The sequence below is a fragment of the Thauera sp. WB-2 genome, from assembly GCF_027594845.1.
Classification (GTDB): Bacteria; Pseudomonadota; Gammaproteobacteria; order Burkholderiales; family Rhodocyclaceae; genus Thauera; species Thauera mechernichensis.
The window spans coordinates 1,383,154-1,401,560 of the sequence record NZ_CP088935.1; the positions used below are offsets into that span (position 1 = coordinate 1,383,154).

The following is an 18,407-nucleotide window of genomic DNA, read 5'->3' on the forward strand; positions in this document are numbered from 1 at the left end:
CTTACCTCTGGTGGCGGAGTGCGTCGACGATGTTCATCCGCGATGCCTTCCAGGCTGGCAGGATGCTCGCGAGCAGGGTGGTCGCAAAGGCGAGCTGGAAGGCCTCCCATGCCAGCGTCGGGGGAACTGAGATACGACCGGTGAAACCGGTCTCCATGCCCGGCGGGGGGGGCATCGGGATGCCCACTGCCGAAATCGCGGTGGCGAGCAGAAAGCCGAGACCGACCCCGACTGCGCCGCCGATCACTCCGAGCAGCGCCCCCTCGGTCAGGAACATGCGCAGGATGCCCGCACGGCGCACGCCCAGCGCCATTGCCGTGCCGATTTCTCCCGTGCGCTCGACAACCGCCATCGACAAGGTGTTGGAAATGCTCAGCACCACGATCAGCGCGATCAGGATGCGCACCACACCGACCTGGCGGGTGAACAGCTCCGCGGTCTTGTTGTAGAAGTCAGCCAGGTCGTACCAGGGAATCGGTTCGAACTCGTTGGCGGGGAGTCGCGCCTTCAATGACGCGAGTGCAGCGTCCGTGTCGGCCGTGCGTTCGAGCAGCACGACCCAGCTCGTCGCTCCCTCGACTCGCATGAGCTTGCGTGCAGTCTCGATCGGCACGCGCAGCGCTGCGTCGTCGTAGGCCTTGACGGTGGTGCCGAACAGGCCCGCCACCGTCAGTTCGACGGCGTTGAGTCCGCCCTCGGCTGTGGTCGCCAGCAGCACCACGGTGTCGCCGGGCTGGACGCCGACGTTGGCAGCCAGCCCGCGCCCCACGAGCACGGTGTTGTCATTCGTGCCGTCCAGGTTGTTGCCGGCGACGATGCGGATGGAGCGCCCCACCAATGCCTCGCGCTCGGGGTCGATGCCCTCCCCCATGAATGAAATGGTGTTGTCGCCGCTGCTGAGCAAACCGTTGAAGGACAAGCGTGGCGTGATCGTGACCATGCCCTGCGGCGGCTGCGCGCTCACCGCTTCCGTGCCCGACGGCAGCAGGTAGCTGTAGGGGTCGCCCAGCCCCTTCTTGAAATAGCCCGGACGGATGACCTGGATGTGGCCGAGCTGCGAATGGATGGTCGACTCGCGCATGTTGTCGAGCAGCCAGTGGATGAATCCGCCCGCCAGCACGAAGGTGACCACCCCACCGCAGATGATGAGCATTGCGAGCAATGCCCGCCGCCGCTGCCGGAACAGGTTGCGCGCTGCGACCAGCGTCGCACGCGCGGCGCGATTTGCGGCTTCGTTGAGCATGCTCGTTCGTGTGGTCGAAAAGTAAGTCTATGATAGCCTCTCGGCGGACTTGGAACGAGGGGGCCGAGATGCGGCCAGAATTCGACTACAGCGCGGCATTCTCGCGCAACATCGGCTGGGTGACCGAGGCCGAGCAGCAGACCTTGCGCTCGCGGCGCATCGCCATTGCTGGCATGGGGGGGGTTGGTGGCGTTCATCTGCTCACCCTCGCGCGCTTTGGCATCGGTGCATTCAGCATCGCCGACTTTGACCGTTTCGACATCGTCAACTTCAATCGCCAGGCCGGCGCGATGATGAGCACGCTGGGCGAGCCCAAGGTCGAGGCCCTGGCGCGCATGGCGCGCGACATCAATCCCCTTGTCGATCTGCGCTGCTTTCCCGAGGGAGTCGGCGAGGATAGCCTCGATGCCTTTCTGGAGGACGTCGACCTCTACGTCGACGGTCTGGATTTCTTTGCCTTTGCCGCTCGGCGAGCCGTTTTCGCCGCCTGTCATCGTCGCGGCATTCCAGCGGTGACGGCAGCCCCGCTCGGCATGGGGGCTGCCGTGCTCGTGTTTGCGCCCGACAGCATGTCGTTCGAGGACTATTTTGGTCTCGAGGGCTGCGATGAGGATGAGATGGCGCTGCGATTCCTGCTTGGCCTGTCGCCGGGCATGCTCCAGCGCGCCTACCTGGCCGATCCGTCGCGGGTTGACCTGGCTGCGCGCAAGGGGCCTTCGACCATCGCCGCATGCCAGCTGTGCGCCGGTATCACCGCAGTCGAGGCTTTGAAACTGTTGCTCGGCCGCGGCAAGGTCTTCAAGGCGCCCTGGGGGTATCAGTTCGATGCCTACCAGAACCGTCTCAAGCGCACCTGGCGCCCGGGTGGGCATCGCAATCCGCTGCAGCGCATCGGCCTCTGGCTTGGTCGCATGCAGCTACAACGCATGAAGCAGGAGGCGCTCAAGCATGGCAAGTCGTGAACAGCTGCACCGCATCCTCGAACGCGCGCGCTGGGCGCCCAGTGGCGACAACACCCAACCGTGGCGCTTCGAGATCCCGGCCGAGGGCCATGTGGTGGTGCGTGGGTTCGATACCCGCGACCACGTCCTCTATGATTTCGATGGTCGTGCCAGCCAGATTGCCCATGGCGCGCTGCTCGAGACCCTGCGCCTGGCGGCCAGCTGCGAAGGGTTGCGCACCGAATGGTCCGTCCGGCCCGGTTGCGCGGACGATGCCCCCGTTTACGATGTGCGCTTCTTCGCCGATGCCAGCGTGGAGCCCGATCCGCTCGCGCGCTACATCGAAACCCGAGTCGTTCAGCGCCGGCCGATGCGCACCACGCCGCTCACCGACGCTCAGCGTGCTGCCTTGGTCGATGCCGTTGGCCCGGCCTTCAGGCTGCGCCTGTTCGAGCGCTTCGCCGAGCGTCTGGCCGTCGGCAGGTTGCTGTGGGCCAACGCTCATATCAGGCTGACCACGCCCGAGGCCTTCGAGGTTCATCGCAGCATCATTGAATGGAACGCCCGGTACAGCGACGATCGCATCCCCGATCAGGCAGTCGGCGTTGATCCCGCCACCGCCAAGCTGATGCGCTGGGTGATGCAGAGCTGGCAACGGGTGGATTTCTTCAACCGCTATCTGTTTGGCACCGTGGCGCCGCGCATCCAGCTTGACCTGCTGCCTGCGCTCGGCTGCGCCGCCCATATCCTCTTGCTGCCGCCGCGCTCGCCCCAAGGTATCGAGGACTACCTCGCCGCCGGCGTGGCGATGCAGCGGCTGTGGCTGGCGGCGGAGGCGCAGGGGCTGCACCTGCAGCCGGAGATGACGCCGGTCATCTTTCGCTGGTACGCGCGTGCCGGACGTTCGTTTTCCGCCCACCCTGGCATCGATGCTGCGGCTGCACGACTCGCCGAGCGGTTCGAGCAACTGGTCCCGGCTGCGTCCGACGATGCCTTCATGTTCTTCTGCCGCGTGGGCCGCTCGGCAACGCCGCATGCGCGCTCGCTGCGCTTGCCCTTGGCACGCTTGCTTGGCGAGCGCCCGGAGGCTCCGGGCTAGGTCCACCATGCCTTCAGGCTGGTCGAGTGAGTGTCGGGAATTTTTACACTCATCATGCCTGGAGGGTTTGCTTGAGTAATGCCGCTTTCTCAAGTGGATGAAAGAAAAGGGGTTTGTAAATCTGGCATGCTGATTGCTTTATGTTGTCCGAGCGGTTCGGCAGTGCTGGCAAGGTAGCTTTGATCGCGAGCGCTCGATACCTGCGGTACTACTTGAATAACGGAGGACATTATGAAACTTAAGAAAACATCGCTCGCGACGGCGTTGGTGGCAGCCCTGGCAATGGGTGCGGCTGGCCAGGCCTCGGCGAGTGTCTACGCTGGTTCGTCGCTGGATGTCAGCAACCTGGTGATCGGTTTTGTGAACCAGAATACTGGCGCTGTCATCACCAACCTGAGCCCGAACTTCACCTTCAACGTGGAAGATTCCGCCACGCTGAACGGTTCGACCCAGGCCTTTGCCGCATCCTGCAGCAGCCTGCTGGGCAACTGCAGCGCCGTGCCGCCGGTGCTGGCAGTCAATGCCGCCAACGCGCCGGGCAGCAGCCTCACGCGCGCCAACAACGACTACACGCTGCTCGGTCAGGGTAACGGCACCTACGCCAACTCGAACGCCGAGATCACCACCGCCCAGCTGGTGAATGGCTTCCCGTCGGAAAGCCAGCAGGTTGCCGAGGCCGAGCTTCTGGTTTCGGGTGCAGGTCAGGCATCGTCGAACATCCAGTCGAACACCACCTGGACGTTCGATTTCGTGATCGACACCAACACGGCGCTGATGAGCTTGAGCTTCGTCGCCAATCCGGAAATGAAGGCCGATGTCACGCTCATCCCGCCTTACACTTCGGGTCTGGCCCAAGCCAACCTGACGACGAACTTCACGCTGTCGCGTGAAGGTGTCCCGCTCATCGTCTGGAGCCCGAATGGCGCCGGTACCGGCCTGCTGTGCGGCTTTGGCCTGACTTGCAACGCTGCTGAGGGCGAGTCGCTGAACATCACCCTTGGCGTTGGTCCTGAGAGCGAAAGCGCTCAGCACAGCCTGGGCACGGCTGGCACCAACTTCTCGCTGATCGCACAGGGGCTGACCGAAGGTCGCTACTCGCTGACGCTGGCGGCGCTGACCAGTGTCAACGTTACCCAGGTGCCGGAACCCGGTACGCTGGTGCTGCTCGGCGGCGCGCTCGCTGCGCTGGGTGTGGGTGGCCTGCGTCGTCGTCGCGAAGAGAAAGTGGCCGCCTGATCCTGTGATCGGTGCTGGCTTGGCAGCCTGAAGCAAGGCCGCCAAGTGGAAGAAGCCGCGAGTTCCTCAGGGAGCCGCGGCTTCTTTGCGTTCGCGGTGCGTGCGCAGTTGTTCGTACGTCCTTGTGCCCCGTTCGGACCGGCCCCCCTGTTTCGTTCATCGCCCCAGATCGCGATCGATACGGGCAACGGCCAGGCCGGTAAGGGCGAGGTGAATGATCAGGTAGATCGACAGGACACGCGCGACGAAGCTGCTGATCGCGTTGGCGTCGACGAGCTGCGCAACGACTGCGAGCGTGGTGGTGGTGATCAGCATGGCGCTGTTGCCGCGTCTAAAGATGACGTAGAGCGGGCGCTTGAACGCCAGTTCCAGTGCAAGCCAGGTGCGCCGCCCCGAGTAGAAGAACAGCGCGAATCCGACGATCCATGCTGGGTCCGGTGCCGGGGTTGTTCCCGTGCTCAAGTGCGCAAACGCGAATCCCACTGGGACGACGTGAGTGATGATGTGGGCTTTGATCCAGCGGACGTCTGATCCGGTGTGCTGGCAAGCCAGCTCCGGGGCGCGTCGCCAGGCGTGCGCCAGCAGCGTGCAGATGCACAGGCTGGCCAGACCCGCCGTCGGCAGGACGGCGCTTTCGAGGGGGGCTGCAGCCAGTGCCAGCCCGGTGCTCAGCAGTATGGTGCAGGGTGTGAGTACCGCCAGCCGGTCGAGAGCTTTTGGGGGCAGGGCCTTGCGAGTCCAGCGTCTCATGCGACGAAGCCTCAACCAGAGCTGGCTGGCTTGCCCGGCCCTAGGTCGAAGGTGCTCATGTAGTCCGCAAACCGCTCCCGAATCGACTCGCCCGACAAGCCGAAGTCCTCGGGCGTGTAGCGATGACTGCGCGGTTTTTCGCGGTCCTTGGCGAGAAAATCGCTGAGCTGCGAACCTGCGCTGCCTCCGAATTCGAGCCCGAAGTGACCGTAGATGGCGGACACCGTGCCCATCGGGTCTGCGATGAGGCGCTTGTAGGGGATATCGAGAACGCCGTGTTCTGGCCGGCGTCGGCGTGCAGCCAAATATGCGTCCATGTCCGTCGCAAGGCGCTGCAGCACCTGCTGGCCGAGCTCCGCATTGTCGATGCGTGACGCGCATATGCCGCGGAATGCGGCATTGAGGCTGGCCCAGGAGGCAACCGACTGCACCGGGTCACGGTGCAGATGAACCAGGCAGGCGTCCGGATAGGTGTCAAGCAGACAGTCGAGGGCGGCCAGATGGTCGGGCGACTTCAGCAACCAGCGCTTGGCGGGGTACGTGGCTTGCAGTACCTGCAGCGCGCCTCTGTGATGCACGTAGGTTGGCCGGTGGTCCACATGGTCGAGCCATGTGGAGTATCCGGGTACGTTGAACATGCCCGCAAGTGCCTGCGTTGCGAAGCGCTGCATCAGGATCGGGGTGCATTCCTCGGGGCCGTCGAGGTAGAACTCGTGGATGTGTTCCAGCTGTGGTGCGAGATAGCGCTGGAACGCCATCAGAAAGCGTCCGGTTCGACGCCGAGGGTCGTGCTCCCTGGCTGTTGCTTGCCTGGGCGGCATCTGGGAAACGGTTGTCTCCCAGTTGCTGAGATAGCGGTGCTCAGGGTCGCATGCGAGCAGGTTGAAGAGGAAAGAGGTTCCCGACCGCGGCAGGCCCAGGATGATGAGCGGGCGGCTTACCGGAGCGTTGATGACCTCCGGGTGTGCGGCCTGGTAGGTCAACAGCTTGAGGTGGTTGCTCAGCAAGCCGACGAGTAGCTCAGAGACGTAGTAGCGACCGAACGGATGGAGGTCCGCTGACTCGTTCAATGCGCCCACCAGATGCTCCAGCCCTGTTGCGGCATCCGCGGGCAAGGACACTTTGCTGCCGCTCTTCTCCATCGCCGAGGCAATGAGTGCTGCGGAAGACAGCGGTTGGCTTGCCGATCGCCCGAGGGCGCTCGACAGCAGGTTCCAGGTCCTGACCAGCAAGCTTTGCTGAGGGGGTGTGTTCGATGGCACGGTCGGTTCTCCTTGCTCTTGCCCTCAGGCCACTGGATGCTGCGCTTGGAAAGCCGTAGCGCTCAGCGCTGTGATCCAATCTCCGCAAGCTGCGCCCGCGCCTCGGCCTCGAAGCGGGTGCCGACGCCGTCTACGATGAGCTTCTCGAGTGTTGCCCGCGCGCCCGCCGCATCACCCTGGGCGGCCTGCACCTGGGCGACATGCAGTCGAACCTGGCCGCTCTCCGGGTTGAACTTGAGTGCCTGGTCCAGCAACCAGCGTGCTTGGGTCAGGTCGCCGCGCTCGAAGTGGATCATGGCCAGGGTATCGAGGACGTGCGGGTCTTCGGGAGCAAGCTCGTTGGCTCGGCGCGCCGATCGCAAGGCATCGTCGGGTGCGCTCTTGCGGCTTAGCCAGGCGACGTTGTTCAGCGACGGGACATGGTCGGGATGCCGTTCGAGTACCTTCCGGTAGGCGCTGATGGCCTCCGTCGTCTGGTCCAGTTCCAGGTGGGCGCCGGCAAGATGGAGCAGCATGCCGGTATCGTCCGGATGGTCGGTGAGCCAGCGCTTCATGAACTGGAAGGCGTCGTCATGCTTCTTCTGCCCCCAAAGGCTGCGGGCGAACTGTTGGGCAAGTTCTGAGCGGGGCGAATGTTCGAGTGCCTTGCCAAGAAGGTCCTCGGCCTTTGCGAAGTCGCTGGTCACCAAGGCGTGCCAACCGGTGGCCGCGAGAACCTCGGGCAGCTCACCGAAATCCGCCGCAAGTTTCGAGGCGGCGCCGGCCGCTTTCTCGAGTTGGGTGGACTGGGTCAGGAAGCGCAACTCGGCGATGCGCGCCGGAAGGTGGCGCGGATTGAGGCGGAGTGCCTCGGCCAGCTCGCGTTGGGCGCCACGGAAATCCCGCTGCTGCAGGAGTGCTTCGGCGAGCAGAACGCGTGCATAAGCCGCATCCGGGGCGATCCGGCTGAGGTGCATGAAGGCGGTGCGTGCCGCTTCGGCATCGCCCTTGGCCAGGTAGGCAGTGCCCTGTAGTTCCAGGAAGATTGGGGTGGTCTCGATCTGCTTGGGGCTGAGTTCGCCCAGCACCGCGAGGGCCTTGTCCGGCGTGCCAGCATTCAGGTGGCGGCGCGCCAGCAGGCTGCGAGCGGTGATCGCGCGCGGGTTCTGTTGCAGCAGGCGCTCGAGGATCCGGTTCGCCTCCGCTTGCTTGTCCTGGCCGTGTGCGGCCGCGACCAGCAGAAGTGCGACCACTTCGTCGTTCGGGCGCTGGTCGGCCAAGGGGCGGATGAGCGTGTCGATGCGCGAGAAGTCGCGGTCGTTGAGGGCGAGTCTGGCCAGGTTGATACGCGCACTCGCATTGGCGGGGTCACGTTGCAGAACCTGCTCGAGGATGCCGCGGGCGCTTTCCCATTGACCGGTCGCAAGGTCGATGGCGGCAGAGAGGCCGAGTGGTCCCAGCTGGTCGGAGTGGCTGGCACGCAGGGCCGCGATGCGCGTGCGCGCCTCGTCATAGCGCTGATCCCTGAAGGATTGCAGAGCGAGCAGGAAGGAGGTCCTGTAGGCGTCCTCGCTGTCGGCGCCGAGTTCGGGAAGCTGCTGTCCGGCCATCAGTTGAGCCAGCATCAGCAGGTTGAGCGATTCGCGAGAATCAGGGGCAAGCCGGGCAAGCCGCTCCGCATGCAGCAGGGCACGAGGGGCGTCGCCTTCCTGAAGTGCCGTCCATGCGACCATCTGCAACGCCAGGGTGTCGTCGGGATTGGCCTTGAGTGCCGCTTCGAGCGGTGCCTTTGCAAGGGCGAAGTCCGAGCGACCCGCCTGGGCCGCGCCGACGAGGATGTTCGCCGATCGCGACTGCGGCGCACGGGAGCGGATGAAGTCGGCGTGGACGAGCGCTTGCTCAGGCTGGTTCAACAGCAGGCGCGTCGTGGCCAGGAAGTAGCGGTTGGGGATGAAGTTGGGGTCGTCATTGAGGCTGACCTCGAACTCGTTGGCCGCCTCCACAAGCTTCTGTTGCTGGAAATGGGCCAGGCCCCGCACGTAGGCGACATAGGACGTGCGCGCAACCTTTGACAGCGGCGCGAGGTCGGCGAACGCCTCTTCGACCTTGTTCTGCAACAGTTTTGCATGGGCTCGCTTGGCGCGGTCGAGCGTGAGATAGGCGCGGTTGGCGACAGCCTTGTCGTAAGCGGCTTCCGCGGCCTCGTAATTGCCCTGTTCGAGCTCGAGATCGCCGAGCAAGGCCCACGCGTCTGCACTGTCGGGGTGGCGTTCGACAGCCGCACGCAAGCTCGCCTTGGCGTCGTCCAGCCGCCCGCGTGTGGCGAGTACGAAGGCGGCGCCGATGCTCGCATCCACGTTGCCGATGTCGATCTCCTGCGCGCGCGCGAACTGCTCGTCCGCCTTTTCGGTTTCCCCTTGAAGCAGCAGCGCCTTGCCGCGCAGGGCGAGCAGCGTTGCCTGGACCTCCGGCGAGGCGTCCTGCGGCAGGATCGAGGTCTCCGTGAGCAGGCGCGCGGGGTCCTGCTGCAACAGGAGGGCGCGCGCAAGAACCGGAAGTACTTCCGTGCGCGCAATGCCGAGTTCGATGGCACGTCGGGCGTCGCGCTCAGCCTTGTCGCCGTCGCCGAGCTCGAGTGCGACTTGCGCCATCAGCCAGCGTGCCTCCAGATTCTGGGGCGCCTGCTGCAAGGCGTTGTTGAGCTCGATCGAGGCCGCGTTGAAGGCTTTCTGGTCGATATGGCCCGCAGCCTTGCGGATGTAGTCGTCCGGGGAGAGGTCCTTGCCGCAGCCGCCGAGGGCGAGCAGGCTTGCAAGGGCAATGATCCGGAGCGACGTGCTTGGGCGGCGGTGCGGCATACGGCATCCTCGGTGGGCTTGGGGTGTGTCGGGGTGGGCGCGTGTCGAGGTTGCGCCCGGCGGTCACAGTCAAAAAGCATTGTAGCAAAGCGGGCGCACGCCATAGGGTGACGCAATGCCGCGGTGACGGTGTCCGTTCGTCGTGAACTCGTCAGACGGTGTGGTCTAGCCGGTAGCGCCGGTGAGGCTCGTGAGGTGGCCGACGAGGCTGTCGGCGGTACCTGCTGTGATGCCCTGTTCCGTGTAGCGGAGGTCGCGTGCACGTTGCGTGAAGCCCGGATGTGTCAGCAATGCCCTGAGTGTAGTGGCCGCCAGCACAGGCGATACGCGGTCCGCGCGCATCAGCAGTCCGGCGCCGAAGTCTTCAATCGCCCGCATGTTCAGGAACTGATCCATATTGCGTGCGATACCCAGCACTGGTACGCCGTGACTCAGGGCCTGGTTGGTGGTGGGGCTGCCGCCGTTGCAGATCACCAGGCTGGCCTGGGCGCACACACGGTCGCCGGGCAGGTAGTCGAAGATGCGTGCACGGCCGGTGTCGAGGCCCATCGGCAGTGGCTTGCCTGCGGTGGTGAGCACGATGTCGCAATCGAAGCGCTCGAGCACGGGCAGCAGGGCGGCGAGTACCGCCGGGGAGCCCGAACTGCCCATGGTCACGTACACAAGAGGGTGGCCGTCCTGCTTAAGTGCGGTCAGTTCGCCCTCACCTGCAGGGGACCACGCCAGGGGGCCGATGAAGGCGGCGCCCGCATGTTCGTGCACCTTTGGAAACAAGGCGCGCGGGTTGGCGAACAGGCGCAGGTCGGCGTCGGTGTAGCACAGGCGCAGGTCGTGGCCGAGACTGCCCAGGCCATGGCGACGGCGCAGGCGCTCCATCGGACGGGCGTGGACGCGGAAGGCGAGCGGTGCGACGCGTTGAAACACGGCCTGTGCCAGCTGGATGGGGGCGAAGCGCGTCCACGGAAAGACCGGAAGTGCTAGCTTGAGCGGTGCTTCCGGACTCCAGTAGGCATCGCACAACGTGGCGTAGGGGATGCCCTCAAGGCGTGCACTCACCGAAAGCGAAAGGCGGAAGTCACCGACCACGACATCGGGGCGGAGGCCGCTCAACAATGCGCGGTCGGCCGTGACATAGGCTTCAAGGGTGTCGAGGTCGTACAGCGGCTGGCCCGCATCCAGACGGCGGGCGAACTCGGCGGGGGGCTGGGTGTGCAGGTCGACGACGGTGAAGGGCTCGTCCCGGGTCATCCACGAATAGGCAGGTGGGCGCGCGAGCGTGACCCGGATGCCGTGGTTGTGGAGCAGGCGCGCGACGAGCAGGGGGCGGCCAACGTGCGCCAGCGTCGAGCCTTCCGCGAGCAGCAGGACGGATTGCAGCGTATGGTCGGGCATGGGCGCATCCGGTTGCGGGAATAAGGATGCCGCGCGCTGCGGCTGGCCTCATTATCCCCGCGTTGCCGGTACCGCGCCTAGCGTCACACCATGTTGTCGCGGTGGATGAGCTCGGGTTCGTCGATGTAGCCGAGCAGCTTCTCGATCTCTGCCGTCGGCTTGCGCGCGATCCGCCTGCATTCCGATGCCGAGTAGTTGACCAGTCCGCGTGCCACCTCCTCGCCAGCGGATGTGCGGCAGGCCACGGCTGCGCCGCGCTTGAAGTCGCCGCGCACCTCGATCACGCCCACCGGCAGCAGGCTCTTGCCACCCTTGAGGGCAGCGACGGCGCCGTCATCGATGACGAGGTCGCCGGCGAGCTGGAGGTGGTCTGCGATCCACTGCTTGCGTGCCTGCAGCGGCGTGCTGGTGGCGTAGAGCAGGGTGCCGAGCGCATCGCCTGCGGCAAGGCGCAGCAGCGGGTCGGCTTCGCGCCCGCTGGCGATGCAGGTGTGGGCGCCGCTGCGGGCAGCGCGCTGGGCGGCGCGGATCTTGGTGATCATGCCGCCACGGCTGATGCCGGTGCCGGCGCCGCCGGCCATGGTCTCGTACTGGCGGTCTTCGGCGCGGCCTTCGCTGATCAGTGTCGCAGTGGGGTCGCGGCGCGGGTCTGCGGTATACAGGCCTTGCTGGTCGGTGAGGATGATCAGCGCCTCCGCCTCGATCAGGTTGGCGACCAGCGCACCCAGGGTGTCGTTGTCGCCGAACTTGATCTCGTCGGTGACCACGGTGTCGTTCTCGTTGATGATCGGCACCACACCGAGCTCGAGCAGGGTGGTCAGCGTGCTGCGGGCGTTGAGGTAGCGTGTGCGGTCGGAGAGATCCTCGTGCGTGAGCAGGATCTGCGCGGTGTGCAGGCCATGGCGCGAGAAGGCTTTCTCGTAGGCCTCGACCAGGCCCATCTGGCCGACGGCGGCTGCGGCTTGCAGCTTGTGCATCTCATGCGGGCGCTTCGCCCAACCCAGGCGCTGCATGCCGGCGGCGATGGCACCCGAGGACACCAGCGCTACCTCGCGGCCTTCGGCGCGCAATGCGGCGATCTGGCGCGCCCAGGCGTCGAGTGCGTCCTTGTCGAGGCCGGCGCCGTTGTTGGTGACGAGTGCGCTGCCGACCTTGACCACGAGGCGGCGGGCGTTGCGGATCTTGGTTCTCATTTCGATGCGTGTGCGCGGTTGAATGGGCTTCTGTCGGTCAGGGTTGGCTCGGCGCGTCGCTCCCGGCGTCGGGCTTGCCATCGTCTTCGGGCAGGGCGTCCTCGTCTTCGCCCAGCGCCTCTTCCTCGAAAGCCGCGTCGGCTGCCGCGCGTGCCGCTTCCAGTGCCGCCAGCCGTGCGACTTCGGCAGCCTGGCGCTCTGCGCGCTCGGCCTCGATGCGGGCGCGCTCGGCGTCGAGGAAGTCCTGGATGGCGAAGATCAGCCCCTGGGTGCCTTCGCCCTTGATGGCGGAAATCTCGAAGTGGCGCTCGACCGGGCCGTAGGCGTCGAGGAAGGCTTTGACGCGCGCTTCGCGCTCATCCTCGGGGATGAGGTCGAGCTTGTTGAGCGCCAGCCAGCGTGGCTTGTTGTAAAGATCCTCGTCGTACTTGCGCAACTCTTCGACGATCGCCTTGGCGTCCGCGACCGGGTCTGCCTCGGGGTCGAATGGTGCGAGGTCGACCAGGTGCAGCAGCACATGGGTGCGCTGCAGGTGGCGCAGGAACTGATGGCCGAGGCCTGCACCCTCGGCTGCGCCTTCGATCAGGCCGGGAATGTCGGCGATCACGAAGCTGCGCGCCTCGGTGGTGCGTACCACACCGAGGTTGGGGGCGAGGGTGGTGAAGGGGTAGTCGGCGACCTTGGGCTTGGCGGCCGAGACGCTGCGGATGAAGGTGGACTTGCCGGCGTTGGGCATGCCGAGCAGGCCGACGTCGGCCAGCACCTTCAGTTCCAGGTGCAGGTTGCGGTACTCGCCTTCCTGACCCATCGTCTTCTTGCGCGGTGCACGGTTGGTGCTCGACTTGAAGTGGATGTTGCCGAGACCGCCGCGGCCGCCGCGGGCGATCAGCACGGTCTTGCCGTCCTCATCGAGATCGGCGACGAGGTCCCCGCTCTCGAGGTCCTTGATCACCGTCCCGACCGGGAAGCGCAGCGTGATGTCGTCGCCGCCCTTGCCGTAGCAATCGCGGCTGCCGCCGTTCTCGCCGCGCTCTGCGCGGAAGCTGCGCGTGTAGCGATAGTCGATCAGGGTGTTGAGGTTGCGGTCGGCCACTGCGTAAACGCTGCCGCCGCGCCCGCCGTCACCGCCGCTGGGGCCGCCCTTGGGAATGAACTTCTCGCGGCGGAAGGTGGCCGCGCCGTTGCCGCCGTCGCCGGCGTAGACCTCGATGCGGGCTTCGTCAAAAAACTTCATGCCTGATCAACCTCTTAGCGGAACACGCAGCAGTGCGCGCCCTGGAAACAAAAAAGCCCTACCACGTGGATAGGGCTTTTGGACTGCGATGCGATCGAACGCGTGCGATCAGGCCGCTTCCGGCACGATGATCACGGTGCGGCGACGCAGGGCGCCCTTGACAGCGAACTTGACGACACCGTCCTTGAGTGCAAACAGGGTGTGGTCCTTGCCGATGCCGACGTTGTCGCCCGGGTGGTACTCGGTACCGCGCTGGCGAACGATGATGTTGCCGGCGAGCACGAACTGACCGCCATAACGCTTCACGCCGAGGCGTTTCGATTCCGAGTCGCGGCCGTTACGCGAACTACCGCCAGCTTTTTTGTGTGCCATGTCGGATTACCCCCTGCGCCTTAGGCCGAGATCGCTTCGATGCGAAGCTCGGTGTAGTTCTGACGATGCCCCTGGTGCTTCTGGTAGTGCTTGCGGCGGCGCATCTTGAAAATCTTGACCTTGTCGTGACGGCCGTGGGAAACCACGGTCGCCTTGACGGTAGCTCCGGTAACCACCGGCGTGCCGATCTTGACGGCCTCGCCTTCACCGACCATGAAGACCTGGTCGATGGTGATTTCGGAACCCACGTCGGCCGGTATCTGTTCTACCTTGATCTTTTCGCCAGCGGCAACGCGATACTGCTTGCCACCGGTTTTTATCACCGCGTACATGGTGTTACTCCAGTTGATGGGTCTGCAAAGAATCGCGCACGATAACTGAGCTGGCGCGTGAAGTCAATGCACATTGCGCTGCAATGCGTGCTTGCTCAGTCACTTGCCGCCAGTCCGGGCAGCAAGGCGGCGAGCGCCTGGTGTTCGGTGCGGTAGCTGGCCTGGGCGGCGATGCGCGGCCATAGACCATCGCGCTCCATGGCATCGATGACCTGCTTCTTCAGTCCGCAGAAGGCGATGGCCTGGCCCTGGGCATGGAAGCGCTCGATGAGACCGGCCAGGGTGTGCAGGCCGGTGGCGTCGATGTCGTTCATGCCGGTCGCCGACACGAGCACCATGCGTACCTTGTCCTGCGCACGTGCGGCTGCAAGCATGGCGTCCTCGAAGGTGGCTGCAGTGACGAAGGTGAGTGGGCTGTCAAAGCGCAGGATGACGAGCTGTGGGTGGGGGTGAGGCAGGCCGAAGCGCTCGCGGTCGCGGTAGGTGCCGTCCTCATGCAGGCCGAGCAGGGCTGCGCGCGGGCGCATGCCGCGATACACCATCAGCCCGAGCGACAGGATGAGGCCGGTGAAGATGCCGTTCTGTATGTTGGGGGCGAACGCAAGCGTGCCGAGGAAGGTGACGGCGGCTGCCGCACCGTCGTCCTTGCTCGCGCGCCAGGCGCGTCGCAGCACCCCGGTGTCGATCAGGCCGGCCACGGCCTGCAGGATCACCGCGGCCAGCACCGGCTTGGGCAGGTGCCACAGCAGCGGGGTCAGGTAGAGCAGCGTAAGTACCAGCAGAGCGGCAGTGACGAGCGAGGACAGGCCGGTGCGGGCTCCGTTTGCATAATTGAGCGCCGAGCGCGAGAACGATGCGCTCACGGGCATGCCGGACGTAAAGGCGGCGGATATCTTTGCCAGCCCTTGTCCGATGAGTTCCTGGTCCTGTCGCCAAGGCTGCCGGGTACGGCCGCAGATGAGCTTGGCACTGGAGGCGGCTTCCATGAAGCTGACCATCGCCACCACGAAGGCGGCCGGCAGGATTGCCGCAACCAGGTCCGGGCTCGGCGGTGGCAGGCTGGGCAGGGGCAGGCCACGCGGGATGTCGCCGACCACCTCGCCGCCGCTGGTGGCAAAGCCGGACCACGCCGACAGTGCGGTGGCGGTGGCGACGACCAGGGGGACGCCGGGCAGGCGCGGCCACAGGCGCTTGAGCGCGACCAGTGCGGCCAGGCTACCCAGGCCGAAGCCCATCGACGGCCAGTGAGGGGCAGTCAGGCCGCCAAGGGCCTGGGTGAAGTCCAGCACCAGGTGCTGCGAATGGGGCATCGCCAACCCAAGCAGGGGCGGAACCTGGGTAAGGCAGATGATCAGCGCAGCCGCATTCACGAAACCCATCAGCACTGGCACCGAGAGCAGGTTCAGCAACCAGCCCAGCCGCATCAGCCCGAGCCCGAGCTGAATGAGCCCGGACAGCAGCGCGAGCAGGAGGGCGAGTCCGAGCAGGTCGCCGCCGGCAAGCCCGGCCAGGGGCACGATGCTGGCCGCGACGAGCAGGCTGGTGAGTGCCACCGGTCCGGTGGACAGCTGCCCGCAGGAGCCGAACAGTGCCGCCACCACGGCAGGGAGGAGGGCTGCGTAAAGTCCGACCTGTGGCGGCAGGCCGGCGAGCTTCGCATAGGCCAGCGCTTGCGGGATCAATACCAGCGCCACCGTGATCCCGGCCACAAGATCGCCGCGCACGCCGTGCGCCCGCCATTGCGCTGGCCAGGACAGAAAGGGGAGAAAACGCACGGAAGGCGGCATGGGGGCTGTGCGGCAGCGGTGACTGCGAGCGGGCAGGCGTGTCGTGAGTGCGAAGCGGTGCGGGAGCTCACATTTTAAGGACAAACCCCCGCGCTGGCGCTCTCCAGTGGGAGCGGCGCGGGCCGCGAGGGCATAATGCAGGCCTCCCCGACGTGTCCGGAGCCCCGTGCAGATGGCGATCAGCCGCATTCCCCCGATCCAGTGCCTGCTCACCTTCGAGGCGGTGGCGCGCCTGCGTAGTGCGAGCCGTGCTGCGGAAGAGCTGTGCGTGACGGTGAGTGCGGTCAGCCATCGGCTGCGCCAGCTCGAGACACACATGGGCGTGCGATTGTTCTGCCGTGGCGACTTTGCCCTCACTGCCGAGGGTGCGGCCTACCTGCAGCACGTCGCTACCGCGCTCGCCGCGCTGCAGCAGATGCCCGGCGAGCGCGCCGCGGTGGGGCCGCGCCGCCTGCGTGTCGCGGTGACGCCATCCTTTTGCCGCCAGTTCGTGATGCCCAAGCTCGAGCTGTTCCGGCGCAGCTATCCCGACATTGAGCTCACGCTGCAGGTATCGATCCCGCTGCGCGACGTGACCGCCGAGGCGGCCGACCTGGAGGTGCGCTACGGCCTGGGCGGCTACGCCGATGTCGAGCACAGGCTGATCCTGAGTGACGTGGTGACGCCGGCGTGCAGCCCGGCCTTCCTGGACGAGTTCGGCCCCTTCGATGGTTTTGAGCACGAGGCCGAATGTACGCGCGTGCGCCTGGTTCGCAGCCCGCTCGAGCCCTGGGCGCATTGGTACGCGCATTGCGGACTCACGCTCGCAGAACCGGCCAGCGGCGCGCAGTTCAACGACCTCGGCTTGGTCTACGATGCAGCGGCGAGCGGGTTCGGCGTGGCGCTGGTGCGCCACAAGCTCGGTGCCGCGTGGTTCGACAGCGGCCGCCTGCTCAGCCTGTCGGCGCGACCGATGAACTCGCCCTTCGGGCATTACATCTGCTGGACGCCAGGCGCGCTCGAGCGCTGGGAGTGCGCTGCGTTTGCAGACTGGCTGCAAAGCGTGCTGCCCTGAGCGGAGGGGGGCAGGGTGCAAGCCCGGCTTGCCGGCGTGAAGTTTTTTCAAGGGTGTGGCGAAATTGCTTCAAGCCGGTTGCGCCGAGCGCCGCCTATACTTCGAGCCTGCGGCGGCAGGGGCGGGCCCTGGCGGACGCTTGTCGCGAGGACTCTCGATGATGAACCCAGAAGCCGATGTGCTGCCGTTCGGAGAAGCCGAACGCGATTTCTCAAGCGTCGACAAGGCACGCGTCGTGGAAGCGCTGAGCCGCGTATTGCCTCCGAACACGCTGATGTACGAGACCGAGGACTTGCGTCCTTACGAATGCGACGGCCTGGCCGCGTATCGCGCGCTGCCGCTGGTGGTCGCGCTGCCGACGACCGAAGCGCAGGTGGTCGAGGTGCTGCGCATCTGCCATGAACTGGACGTGCCGGTGGTAGCGCGTGGCGCAGGCACCGGACTGTCGGGCGGTGCGCTGCCGCATACCCGGGGCGTGCTGCTGTCGCTGGCGCGCTTCAACCGTATCCTCGCTCTCGACCCGCTGGCACGCACTGCCGTCGTTCAGCCGGGGGTGCGCAACCTTGCCATCTCCGAGGCGGCTGCGCCGTACGGGCTGTATTACGCGCCCGACCCGTCGTCGCAGATCGCGTGCACCATCGGCGGCAATGTCGCCGAGAATGCGGGCGGAGTGCACTGCCTCAAGTATGGCCTCACGGTGCATAACCTGCTGCGTGTGCGCGGCGTGACCATCGAGGGCGAGATCGTCGAGATCGGCAGCCATGCGCCGGATTCTGCGGGTTACGACCTGCTCGCCCTGGCGACGGGCTCCGAGGGCATGCTGGTGGTGGTGACCGAGGTCACCGTCAAGCTGGTGCCCAAGCCTCAGCTTGCCCAGTGCGTGCTCGCGGCCTTCGACGATGTCGTGCGCGCGGGCGAGGCGGTCGCGCGCATCATCGCTGCCGGCATCATCCCGGCAGGCCTCGAGATGATGGACCAGCCCGCGACCGCCGCGGTCGAGGAATTCGTGCGTGCGGGTTATCCGCTCGAAGCCAAGGCGATCCTGCTGTGCGAGGCCGACGGCACGCCTGAGGAAGTCGCAGAAGAGATCGAGCGCGTGCGCGCGGTGCTCGAGGGCAGTGGTGCCACCGAGATCCGCGTGTCGCGTGACGAGGCCGAGCGCCTGCGCTTCTGGGCCGGGCGCAAGGCGGCTTTTCCGGCGGCGGGGCGACTCTCGCCCGACTACTACTGCATGGACGGCACCATTCCGAGAAAGCGCCTGGGCGAGATGCTGACCGCGATCCAGGCGATGGAGGGGCGCTATGGCCTGCGCTGCATGAACGTGTTCCATGCCGGCGACGGCAACCTCCACCCGCTGATTCTGTTCGATGCCAACCAGGCGGACGAATTCGAGCGCGCGGAAGCCTTCGGCGCCGAGATCCTCGAGCTGTCGGTGGCGCTGGGCGGCACCATCACCGGCGAGCATGGCGTCGGGCTGGAGAAGATCAACCAGATGTGCTCGCAGTTCACCACCGCCGAGGTGCGCCAGTTCTTTCGCGTCAAGGCCGCGTTCGACCCACCCGGCCTGCTCAACCCCGGCAAGGCGATCCCGACCCTCAACCGCTGTGCCGAGTACGGCCGCATGCGGGTGAGCCGTGATCACGTGCCCTACCCGGATCTGCCGCGGTTCTGAGCC

At 66.0% G+C, this 18,407-nt stretch carries 15 protein-coding genes; 5 read left to right on the forward strand and 10 right to left on the reverse strand.

The genetic code is table 11. The features are described from left to right. Position 1 precedes the first annotated feature (1 nt). Entirely contained in the window at positions 2-1,243 is a 1,242-nt protein-coding gene (locus LQF09_RS06315) for an ABC transporter permease (RefSeq protein WP_270069466.1), read from the reverse strand. 68 nt (positions 1,244-1,311) lie between these two features. Between LQF09_RS06315 and LQF09_RS06320 the strand changes: the two genes are divergently transcribed. The 3 genes from LQF09_RS06320 to LQF09_RS06330 all read left to right on the forward strand — a co-directional run bounded on the left by LQF09_RS06320 (position 1,312) and on the right by LQF09_RS06330 (position 4,519). Continuing rightward, positions 1,312-2,205 carry a ThiF family adenylyltransferase gene (locus LQF09_RS06320; RefSeq protein WP_002943685.1) on the forward strand — a complete coding sequence of 298 codons (894 nt, stop codon included), beginning with the start codon at positions 1,312-1,314 and terminating at the stop codon, positions 2,203-2,205. Beyond that, positions 2,192-3,283, forward strand: a complete 1,092-nt coding sequence (locus tag LQF09_RS06325; RefSeq protein ID WP_002927625.1) for a nitroreductase family protein — start codon at positions 2,192-2,194, stop codon at positions 3,281-3,283. The genes LQF09_RS06320 and LQF09_RS06325 overlap by 14 nt, the downstream gene beginning before the upstream one ends. A gap of 231 nt (positions 3,284-3,514) precedes the next feature. Then, the gene (locus LQF09_RS06330; RefSeq protein ID WP_270069467.1) at positions 3,515-4,519 is read left to right on the forward strand and encodes an EDSAP-1 family PEP-CTERM protein; all 1,005 of its coding nucleotides are present in this window, start codon (positions 3,515-3,517) and stop codon (positions 4,517-4,519) included. Between the two features lie 156 nt (positions 4,520-4,675). Here LQF09_RS06330 and LQF09_RS06335 read toward each other — a convergent pair whose 3' ends face one another. The 9 genes from LQF09_RS06335 to LQF09_RS06375 form a co-directional block, all read right to left on the reverse strand. Then, positions 4,676-5,269 carry a hypothetical protein gene (locus LQF09_RS06335; protein WP_270069468.1) on the reverse strand — a complete coding sequence of 198 codons (594 nt, stop codon included), beginning with the start codon at positions 5,267-5,269 and terminating at the stop codon, positions 4,676-4,678. Positions 5,270-5,280: 11 nt separating this feature from the next. Continuing rightward, on the reverse strand, positions 5,281-6,411 hold the full coding sequence (locus tag LQF09_RS06340) for a sulfotransferase family protein (RefSeq protein WP_270069469.1): 1,131 nt from the start codon (positions 6,409-6,411) through the stop codon (positions 5,281-5,283). A 182-nt stretch (positions 6,412-6,593) separates the two neighbouring features. Continuing rightward, on the reverse strand, positions 6,594-9,368 hold the full coding sequence (gene prsT, locus LQF09_RS06345; protein WP_270069470.1) for an XrtA/PEP-CTERM system TPR-repeat protein PrsT: 2,775 nt from the start codon (positions 9,366-9,368) through the stop codon (positions 6,594-6,596). Between the two features lie 165 nt (positions 9,369-9,533). After that, entirely contained in the window at positions 9,534-10,760 is a 1,227-nt protein-coding gene (locus tag LQF09_RS06350) for a glycosyltransferase (protein ID WP_270069471.1), read from the reverse strand. Between the two features lie 83 nt (positions 10,761-10,843). Continuing rightward, the gene (gene proB, locus LQF09_RS06355) at positions 10,844-11,953 is read right to left on the reverse strand and encodes a glutamate 5-kinase (RefSeq protein WP_002927602.1); all 1,110 of its coding nucleotides are present in this window, start codon (positions 11,951-11,953) and stop codon (positions 10,844-10,846) included. A gap of 37 nt (positions 11,954-11,990) precedes the next feature. Continuing rightward, on the reverse strand, positions 11,991-13,187 hold the full coding sequence (gene cgtA, locus LQF09_RS06360) for an Obg family GTPase CgtA (protein ID WP_270069472.1): 1,197 nt from the start codon (positions 13,185-13,187) through the stop codon (positions 11,991-11,993). Between the two features lie 108 nt (positions 13,188-13,295). Then, positions 13,296-13,559 (reverse strand): 50S ribosomal protein L27, encoded by a 264-nt coding sequence (gene rpmA, locus LQF09_RS06365; protein WP_002927597.1) that lies wholly within the window; start codon positions 13,557-13,559, stop codon positions 13,296-13,298. A gap of 20 nt (positions 13,560-13,579) precedes the next feature. Then, positions 13,580-13,891, reverse strand: coding sequence for a 50S ribosomal protein L21 (gene rplU / locus LQF09_RS06370; RefSeq protein WP_270069473.1), 312 nt, complete (start codon positions 13,889-13,891; stop codon positions 13,580-13,582). Between the two features lie 95 nt (positions 13,892-13,986). After that, positions 13,987-15,678: a SulP family inorganic anion transporter gene (locus tag LQF09_RS06375; RefSeq protein WP_270069474.1), complete on the reverse strand. Its 1,692-nt coding sequence runs from the start codon at positions 15,676-15,678 to the stop codon at positions 13,987-13,989. 172 nt (positions 15,679-15,850) lie between these two features. On the opposite strand from LQF09_RS06375, the gene LQF09_RS06380 reads away from it, so the two are divergent. Both LQF09_RS06380 and LQF09_RS06385 read left to right on the forward strand, forming a co-directional pair. Beyond that, positions 15,851-16,732, forward strand: coding sequence for a LysR substrate-binding domain-containing protein (locus LQF09_RS06380; RefSeq protein ID WP_270069475.1), 882 nt, complete (start codon positions 15,851-15,853; stop codon positions 16,730-16,732). Positions 16,733-16,892: 160 nt separating this feature from the next. Next, positions 16,893-18,404 carry an FAD-linked oxidase C-terminal domain-containing protein gene (locus LQF09_RS06385; RefSeq protein WP_270069859.1) on the forward strand — a complete coding sequence of 504 codons (1,512 nt, stop codon included), beginning with the start codon at positions 16,893-16,895 and terminating at the stop codon, positions 18,402-18,404. Positions 18,405-18,407: the final 3 nt, after the last annotated feature.

Coding starts and splice junctions, on each gene's coding strand:
- LQF09_RS06350 (WP_270069471.1), bottom strand. CDS start 10,760: ATGCCCGACCATACGCTGCAATCCGTCCTGCTGCTCGCGGAAGGCTCG.
- LQF09_RS06335 (WP_270069468.1), bottom strand. CDS start 5,269: ATGAGACGCTGGACTCGCAAGGCCCTGCCCCCAAAAGCTCTCGACCGG.
- cgtA (WP_270069472.1), bottom strand. CDS start 13,187: ATGAAGTTTTTTGACGAAGCCCGCATCGAGGTCTACGCCGGCGACGGC.
- LQF09_RS06325 (WP_002927625.1), top strand. CDS start 2,192: ATGGCAAGTCGTGAACAGCTGCACCGCATCCTCGAACGCGCGCGCTGG.
- proB (WP_002927602.1), bottom strand. CDS start 11,953: ATGAGAACCAAGATCCGCAACGCCCGCCGCCTCGTGGTCAAGGTCGGC.
- rpmA (WP_002927597.1), bottom strand. CDS start 13,559: ATGGCACACAAAAAAGCTGGCGGTAGTTCGCGTAACGGCCGCGACTCG.
- LQF09_RS06330 (WP_270069467.1), top strand. CDS start 3,515: ATGAAACTTAAGAAAACATCGCTCGCGACGGCGTTGGTGGCAGCCCTG.
- LQF09_RS06380 (WP_270069475.1), top strand. CDS start 15,851: ATGGCGATCAGCCGCATTCCCCCGATCCAGTGCCTGCTCACCTTCGAG.
- rplU (WP_270069473.1), bottom strand. CDS start 13,891: ATGTACGCGGTGATAAAAACCGGTGGCAAGCAGTATCGCGTTGCCGCT.
- LQF09_RS06320 (WP_002943685.1), top strand. CDS start 1,312: ATGCGGCCAGAATTCGACTACAGCGCGGCATTCTCGCGCAACATCGGC.
- prsT (WP_270069470.1), bottom strand. CDS start 9,368: ATGCCGCACCGCCGCCCAAGCACGTCGCTCCGGATCATTGCCCTTGCA.
- LQF09_RS06385 (WP_270069859.1), top strand. CDS start 16,893: ATGAACCCAGAAGCCGATGTGCTGCCGTTCGGAGAAGCCGAACGCGAT.
- LQF09_RS06340 (WP_270069469.1), bottom strand. CDS start 6,411: ATGGAGAAGAGCGGCAGCAAAGTGTCCTTGCCCGCGGATGCCGCAACA.
- LQF09_RS06375 (WP_270069474.1), bottom strand. CDS start 15,678: ATGCCGCCTTCCGTGCGTTTTCTCCCCTTTCTGTCCTGGCCAGCGCAA.
- LQF09_RS06315 (WP_270069466.1), bottom strand. CDS start 1,243: ATGCTCAACGAAGCCGCAAATCGCGCCGCGCGTGCGACGCTGGTCGCA.